Genomic DNA, 7,995 nt, shown 5'->3' on the forward strand with positions numbered 1-7,995 from the left:
CGGATAATGATCGTCCTGTTGTCAGTGGGGCCCGGTACGCTCGAAAGCACGATGACAGAGGACCTCTCACCGGCCGAGCGGTACGCGGCAGCCCGCAGGCGGGCAGCCGAGCAGGCCACCGCGCTCGCGGTCTTCCGCGAGATGTACGACTTCGGCCTCGACCCCTTCCAGATCGAGGCCTGTCAGGCACTCGAAGCGGGCAAGGGTGTGCTGGTGGCCGCGCCCACCGGCTCGGGCAAGACGATCGTGGGCGAGTTCGCGGTCCACCTCGCCCTCCAGCAGGGCAGGAAGTGCTTCTACACGACACCCATCAAGGCGCTGTCGAACCAGAAGTACGCCGACCTGTGCCGCCGCTACGGCAGCGCGAAGGTGGGTCTGCTCACCGGCGACAACAGCGTGAACTCCGACGCCCCGGTGGTCGTGATGACCACCGAGGTCCTGCGCAACATGCTGTACGCGGGCTCCCAGACCCTCCTCGGCCTGGGCTATGTGGTCATGGACGAGGTGCACTACCTCTCCGACCGCTTCCGCGGCGCCGTCTGGGAGGAAGTGATCATCCACCTGCCGGAGTCGGTGACCCTGGTGTCGCTCTCCGCGACCGTCTCCAACGCCGAGGAGTTCGGTGACTGGCTGGACACGGTCCGCGGCGACACCGAGGTGATCGTCTCCGAGCACCGGCCCGTGCCGCTGTTCCAGCACGTGCTCGCCGGGCGGCGGATGTACGACCTGTTCGAGGAGGGCGAGGGCCACAAGAAGGCCGTCAACCCCGACCTGGTCCGCCTCGCCCGCATGGAGGCCAGCCGGCCGTCGTACCAGGACCGCAGACGCGGCCGCGCGATGCGCGAGGCCGACCGGGAGCGGGAGCGCAGACAGCGCTCCCGCGTGTGGACCCCGGGTCGGCCCGAGGTCATCGAGCGCCTGGACTCGGAGGGCCTGCTCCCGGCCATCACCTTCATCTTCAGCCGCGCCGCGTGCGAGGCCGCGGTCCAGCAGTGCCTGTACGCGGGCCTCAGGCTCAACGACGAGGAGGCGCGGGAACGGGTCCGCGCCCTGGTCGAGGAGCGCACGGCCCACATCGCACCGGAGGACCTGCACGTCCTCGGCTACTACGAGTGGCTGGAGGGCCTGGAGCGAGGCATCGCCGCCCACCACGCGGGCATGCTGCCGACCTTCAAGGAGGTCGTCGAGGAGCTGTTCGTGCGCGGCCTGGTCAAGGCCGTGTTCGCCACCGAGACCCTGGCGCTCGGCATCAACATGCCCGCCCGCTCGGTGGTGCTGGAGAAGCTCGTCAAGTGGAACGGCGAGCAGCACGCCGACATCACCCCCGGCGAGTACACCCAGCTGACGGGCCGTGCGGGCCGCCGGGGCATCGACGTCGAGGGCCACGCCGTGGTGCTCTGGCAGCGCGGCATGAGCCCCGAGCACCTGGCGGGTCTCGCCGGCACCCGCACCTACCCGCTGCGCTCCAGCTTCAAGCCGTCGTACAACATGGCGGTCAACCTGGTCGAGCAGTTCGGCCGGCACCGCTCCCGCGAGCTGCTGGAGACCTCCTTCGCGCAGTTCCAGGCCGACAAGTCGGTCGTCGGGATCTCCCGGCAGGTGCAGCGCAACGAGGAGGGCCTGGCCGGCTACAAGGCCTCCATGACCTGCCACCTCGGCGACTTCGAGGAGTACGCGCGGCTGCGCCGCGAACTGAAGGACCGCGAGACGGAGCTGGCCCGGCAGGGCGCGGCGCTGCGGCGGGCCGAGGCCGCGGTCGCCCTGGAGAAGCTCAAGCCCGGCGACGTCATCCACGTGCCCACGGGCAAGTACGCGGGCCTCGCGCTGGTCCTGGACCCCGGCCTGCCGGCCGGCCGCTCCAACGGCCACCGCGGCTTCGACCACCTCGACGGGCCGCGCCCCCTGGTGCTGACCGCCGAGCGGCAGGTCAAGCGGCTCGCGTCGATGGACTTCCCGGTACCGGTCGAACCGCTGGACCGGATGCGCATCCCGCGCACGTTCAACCCGCGCTCGCCGCAGTCCCGCCGGGACCTCGCGTCCGCGCTGCGCACCAAGGCCGGGCACATCCCCCCGGACCGGGTCCGCAAGCGGCGCTCCCAGGCCGCCGACGACCGGGAGATCGCCCGGCTGCGCACGGCGATCCGGGCCCACCCCTGCCACGGCTGCAACGACCGTGAGGACCACGCCCGTTGGGCCGAGCGCTACCACCGGCTGCTGCGCGACACCTCGCAGCTGGAGCGCCGCATCGAGGGCCGTACGAACACGATCGCGCGGACCTTCGACCGGATCGTCGCCCTGCTGACCGAACTGGACTATCTGCGGGGCGACGAGGTCACCGAGCACGGCAAGCGGCTCGCCCGGCTGTACGGCGAACTCGACCTGCTCGCCAGCGAGTGCCTGCGCGAGCGCGTCTGGGAGGGCCTGAGCCCCGCCGAACTCGCCGCGTGTGTCTCCGCGTTGGTGTACGAGGCCCGGGTGGGCGACGACGCGCTCGCACCGAAGCTGCCCTCCGGCAAGGCGAAGGCCGCGCTGGGCGAGATGGTGCGGATCTGGGGCAGGCTGGACGGCCTGGAGGAGGAGTTCCGCATCAACCAGACCGAGGGTGTCGGCCAGCGCGAGCCGGACCTCGGCTTCGCCTGGGCCGCCTACATGTGGGCCTCGGGCACGGCCCTGGACGAGGTGCTGCGCGAGGCGGAGATGCCCGCGGGTGACTTCGTGCGCTGGTGCAAGCAGGTGATCGACGTGCTCGGGCAGATCTCCGCGGCGGCTCCCGTCGAGGGCTCCACCGTGGCGAAGGCCGCGCGCAAGGCCGTCGACCAGCTGCTGCGGGGAGTCGTGGCCTACTCGTCGGTGGGGTGAGCGGCACCACGCCCGGCGCCGCGGGAAGCGGCGCCGGGGGAGTGCCACCGCGCCGGCTGCCGTGAGGAAGGGTTTCGGCCGCCGTACCCGGTGACGTCCCCGGCCTCCCTCGGTGCGCCGGGGAAGCCGGGGATTGGGCTGCCGTCGGCGAGAGCCACGCCGCCCAGGGCCGGCGGCCGGCGCCCCGGTCGCTGCGCCCGCGGGAGCCACAGGGCGCGCTGCGCGTCGTGCGCCGCGTTCCCCGCCGTACGCGGTGAACCGTAGGGCCCTCACCCGCAGTTGACCGCCGCCGCCGTCGCGGGCGGCGCGCCCCGGGGGAGCGGGAGCCGCACGTTCCGGTCCGGCGGGGCGGGCCAGGACGCCTGGATCTGCCCGAGACGAGGCCCGCGCCGAAGCTGATTTCACCCCTCTCGGTGAGCCGCTTTCGCACGCCCGTACGTCGTAACCGAACGCGTACGAAGAGAAGCTCAGCGTATAAATGCAGCCGAGCGTACTCCTCGGCCACGGGCGATTTCAGGTGCTTGCTGAATATGACACGGCGATGATCCGGTCGGACTAAGCTCGCCCGCGGCGCACCGAGTTGAGGTTATTCGTGCGCTTGTTCCCAAACACACCGTACATCCTGTCTGTTCCATGAATCTTCCCCTCCAACGCACCTCCGACACCCAGCCGACTCGTCTCAGAAGGCATCCATGGTGAGTGTTCAGAAGCCTCCCGGTCGCCGTGAACGTCCCTACGCGCGCGTGCTGTTGCCACCGGCCCTAGTGATGGGCGCCGCGACCGGGGCCGGCGTCGCCCTGGTACCCGCCGCGGCCCGGATCGCCGTGGGTGTCTGCGGAGCCGTGGCCGTGTTCCTGGTGCTCGTCACCGCGGCCGAGGCAGCCCGGCGCGGCCGCAGGCTCCGCGAGGAGCAGGCCGAACACGCCCGCCACGTCGCGTATCTGGAGCACCGGCTCGCCGCCCACGACGAGCTGATCGCCCGCTTCGCCACCGACGTCCTGCCCACCGCGCTGGCCCGGCTCCGGGCCGGCGAGGTGCTGCGCGAGGTGCTGCGCAACGTCTACGACGTGGACCCCGAGCTGCGCGCCCTGCCCGAGTCGTACCGCGAGCTGCTGCGCATCGCGCTGCGCGGCGTCGACCACGAGATCTCGATGCGCGACGCCACGGAGCGCTCCTACGTCAGCATCGCCCGCCGCGTCCAGGCCATCGTCCACCAGCAGGCCAAGGAGCTGCGGGAGATGGAGGAGGACCACGGCCGCAACCCCGAGGTCTTCGACGACCTGCTGCGCCTGGACCACGGCACCTCGCTGATCGGACGGCTCGCCGACACCATCGGCGTCCTCGGGGGCGGCCGCCCCGGCCGCCAGTGGCCCCTGCCGGTCTCCCTCTACAGCACACTGCGCGGCGCCATGTCCCGGATCCTGGAGTACCGGCGCATCCACCTGGCGTCCATCTGCAACATCAACATCAAGGGCACCGCCGTCGAGCCGGTCATCCACGCCGCCGCCGAGCTCATGGACAACGCCACCCGCTACTCGCCGCCCTCCACGAAGGTGCACGTCACCGCCGCCGAGGTGCAGACCGGCATCGCCATCGAGATCGAGGACGCCGGCGTCAGCCTCAGCGAGGAGTCCCGCGCCCGCATCGAGAAGATGATCGAGGACGCCAAGAACGGCGACGACGCGCAGAACCTCGGCGAGAACCCGCGGCTCGGCCTCGCCGTCGTCGGCCGGCTCTGCAAGCAGTTCGACATGGAGGTCTCGCTGCGCACCTCCGCCTACGGAGGCGTCCGCGCGATCCTCGTCGTGCCGCGCGTGATGACCACCACCGAACCCGGCGTCGGCGCCGCCCACGGCATCGGCGCGACCGGCATCCCCATTCCCGAACTCGGCGCCGTCGAGGGCCCCAAGCGCCCGCCCAAGAAGCGCCGCCCCACCAGCCCCAAGATCCCCGCCGGGATCTCCATGGAGGACGACGTCCCCGAGGTCACCGAGTGGACGGCGGGCGGTCTGCCGCAGCGCCGCAGCCGGGTGAAGACACCGCTCAGCCAGCGGATCGCCGAACAGGCCGCCATCGAACGGGCCGAGCGGGAGGGCCGGCCCACCGTCTGGTCGCAGCCCAAGCCGGAGCCCGAGCCCGAGATCGACCCCGAGCGCAAGAAGCTGATGGAGCGCCCGCCGGGCATGTGGATCGACTCCTTCTTCGACGGCCTGCGCAAGGGCATGCCCGAGGACGCCACCGCACCCGAACTGACCGACTTCACGCTCAATCCGACCAAGTACCTGCACCTGATCGATGATTCGGCCGTCCCCACCGAGGCCGACGACGAGGGGAACCTCAAGTGATCCAGCAGCGAGGCAACTTCGACTGGATGCTCAAGCAGCTGAACGACGGAGTGCCGGGTATCGAGATGATCGTCGTGCTCTCCGCCGACGGGCTGCGCATCGCCCGGTACGGCGGCGACCCCGACGCCGCCGACCGGGTGGCCGCCGCCTGCGCGGGCATGCAGAGCCTGGCCGGCGCCATCATCCAGGAGATCCCCGGTGCCGGCGAGATGAAGGTCGTCGTCATCGAGATCGAAGGCGGCTACTTCTACCTCATGAACGCGGGCGCCAACGCCTACCTCGCCGTGCTCGCCGACGTCACCTGCGAACCGGGCCGGATGAGCGGCATGATGCGCGACCTCGTCGTCCGGATCGGCGCCCATCTCACCAGCCCACCCCGGCGGAACGGGCAGACCGTATGACACCTCCACGACGCAAACGGCGCCGGCCGGACCCGCCGAGCCCGCCGCCCCCACAGCCGTCCCCGCCCGCGGCCGGCCAGCCGCCGCCCCGGAACCCCGAACGGCTCTACGCCGTCACCGGCTCCGCCGACGGCGCCCGCGCCGAACTCGACCTCGTGACCCTGATCGTGGCCCGCCGCGCGCCCGCGCCCGGTGCCTCGCCCGAGCACGCGGCAGTGCTCCAGCTGTGCACGGCGCCGCTGTCCGTGGCCGAGCTCTCGGCCTATCTCAGCCTTCCGTTCAGCGCGGTGACCGTACTGATCACGGAGATGATCGCGGCCGAACTGGTGCAGGCGCGCGCCCCGATCGTCCGCCGGGCGGTCCCCGACCGTTCACTCCTCGAAGCGGTGATGCATGGACTTCAAAAGCTCTGACGCGATCCCCGGCCCCCGCACCGAGGACCATCTGCCGCACACGGCCCAGGCCGCGGTGAAGATCGTGATCGTGGGCGGCTTCGGCGTCGGCAAGACCACCATGGTGGGCTCCGTCAGCGAGATCAGACCGCTGACCACCGAGGAGACCATGACCCAGGCCGGCATCGGGGTCGACGACAACTACGGCTCCGACTCGAAGACGGCCACCACCGTGGCCATGGACTTCGGCCGCATCGGCATCACCGACAAACTCGTGCTCTACCTCTTCGGCACCCCCGGTCAGGAGCGCTTCTGGTTCCTGTGGAACGGACTGTTCGAAGGCGCGCTCGGCGCGGTCGTGCTGGTCGACACCCGGCGCCTGGAAGTCAGCTTCGACGTCATGGGCCGGCTCGAGGAACGCGGCGTGCCCTTCGTCGTCGCGGTCAACTCCTTCCCCGACGCGCCCCGTTACCCGATCGAGGAACTGCGCACCGCGCTGGACCTGACCCCGGAGATCCCGATCCTCGAGTGCGACGTGCGACGCCGGGCCTCCAGCAAGGACGTACTGATGACCCTCATGCGCTTCCTGCACTCGATCGCCCTGTCCGGCGCCCTCACCTGACACGCGGCCGACCGGCCCCAGACCCCTACCGCTTTTCCGCTTCCGGAGCGATCACTGTGACGCCTGAACCCCAAACCCCGACCGGTACGCACGCCACCCAGTCCGGCCCCCCGCCGGGCTGCCCGGCGCACGGCCTCGGCCCCGGGGGACTGCACCGGCTCTACGGCCCCGACGCGGAGGACCTGGACGGCCTCTACGAGCGGCTGCGCGAGCAGCACGGCCCCGTGGCCCCCGTGCTGCTGCACGACGACGTCCCGATGTGGGTGGTGCTCGGGCACGCCGAGAACCTCCAGATGGTGCGCAGCCCCTCGCAGTACACCCGCGACAGCCGGATCTGGTCCCCGCTGCTGGAGGGCATGGTCAAGCCCGACCACCCGCTGATGCCGCACATCGCCTGGCAGCCCATCTGCTCGCACGCCGAGGGCGACGAACACCAGCGGCTGCGCGCCGCCGTCACCGCGGCCATGGGCACCATCGACCACCGCAGCGTCCGCCGCCACATCGGCCGCCACACCCAGGGCCTGGTCAACGGCTTCTGCGAACGGGGCCGCGCCGACCTGGTCTCCCAGTTCGCCGAGCATCTGCCGATGGCGGTCATGTGCGACATCCTCGGCATGCCGGAGGAGTACAACGACCGGATGGTGCAGGCGGCCCGGGACGCGCTGAAGGGCAGCGAGACCGCCCTCCAGAGCCACGCCTACGTCATGGACGCGCTCAGCCGGCTCACCACCCGGCGCCGCGCCCGTCCCGAGGACGACTTCACCAGTCACCTCATCACCCACCCGGCCGGGCTCAGCGACGACGAGGTCCGCGAACACCTGCGCCTCGTGCTGTTCGCGGCCTACGAGGCCACCGCCAACCTCCTCGCCAACGCGCTGCGCATGGTCCTGACCGAGCCGGGCTTCCGCGCCCAGCTCAACGGCGGGCAGATGACGGTGCCGGAGGCGATCGAGCAGTCCCTGTGGGACGAGCCGCCGTTCAGCACCGTTTTCGGCTACTACGCCAAGCAGGACACCGAGCTGGGCGGGCAGCGCATCCGCAAGGGCGACGGGCTGCTCTTCGCGCCCGCACCCGGCAACCTCGACCCGCGGGTGCGGCCCGACCTGTCCGCGAGCATGCAGGGCAACCGCTCGCACCTCGCCTTCGGCGGAGGCCCGCACGAGTGCCCCGGCCAGGACATCGGCCGCGCCATCGCCGACGTCGGCGTCGACGCCCTGCTGACCCGGCTGCCCGACGTCCAACTCGAATGCGCCGAGGAGGAGTTGAGCTGGCGCTCGTCCATCGCCTCCCGGCACCTGGTGGCCCTGCCCGTGGGCTTCGAGCCCAAGCCGCAGCAGGACGTCGACCTGCCGCCGCGGGCCATGGCCGCCGCCGTC

Annotated in this window: 6 protein-coding genes; all 6 read left to right on the forward strand. The window is 71.4% G+C overall.

Annotated features, from left to right (window positions below; translation table 11 throughout):
- Window positions 1-6: 6 nt before the first annotated feature.
- Window positions 7-2,859, forward strand: coding sequence for a DEAD/DEAH box helicase (locus ACLU3S_RS21155; RefSeq protein WP_413953478.1), 2,853 nt, complete (start codon window positions 7-9; stop codon window positions 2,857-2,859).
- A 692-nt stretch (window positions 2,860-3,551) separates the two neighbouring features.
- On the forward strand, window positions 3,552-5,204 hold the full coding sequence (locus tag ACLU3S_RS21160; RefSeq protein WP_413953479.1) for a sensor histidine kinase: 1,653 nt from the start codon (window positions 3,552-3,554) through the stop codon (window positions 5,202-5,204).
- Window positions 5,201-5,605, forward strand: coding sequence for a roadblock/LC7 domain-containing protein (locus tag ACLU3S_RS21165; protein WP_413953480.1), 405 nt, complete (start codon window positions 5,201-5,203; stop codon window positions 5,603-5,605). The genes ACLU3S_RS21160 and ACLU3S_RS21165 overlap by 4 nt, the downstream gene beginning before the upstream one ends.
- On the forward strand, window positions 5,602-6,018 hold the full coding sequence (locus tag ACLU3S_RS21170; protein ID WP_413953481.1) for a DUF742 domain-containing protein: 417 nt from the start codon (window positions 5,602-5,604) through the stop codon (window positions 6,016-6,018). Before ACLU3S_RS21165 ends, ACLU3S_RS21170 begins: the two co-directional genes overlap by 4 nt.
- Window positions 5,999-6,619, forward strand: a complete 621-nt coding sequence (locus ACLU3S_RS21175) for a GTP-binding protein (RefSeq protein WP_413953482.1) — start codon at window positions 5,999-6,001, stop codon at window positions 6,617-6,619. The genes ACLU3S_RS21170 and ACLU3S_RS21175 overlap by 20 nt, the downstream gene beginning before the upstream one ends.
- A gap of 56 nt (window positions 6,620-6,675) precedes the next feature.
- Window positions 6,676-7,995 (forward strand): cytochrome P450 (locus ACLU3S_RS21180; RefSeq protein ID WP_413953483.1); only part of this gene is annotated, 1,320 nt, incomplete at its 3' end.

Origin of the sequence: Streptomyces sp. AF1A (genome assembly GCF_047340315.1) — a bacterium.
In the GTDB taxonomy this organism is placed as follows: domain Bacteria; phylum Actinomycetota; class Actinomycetes; order Streptomycetales; family Streptomycetaceae; genus Streptomyces.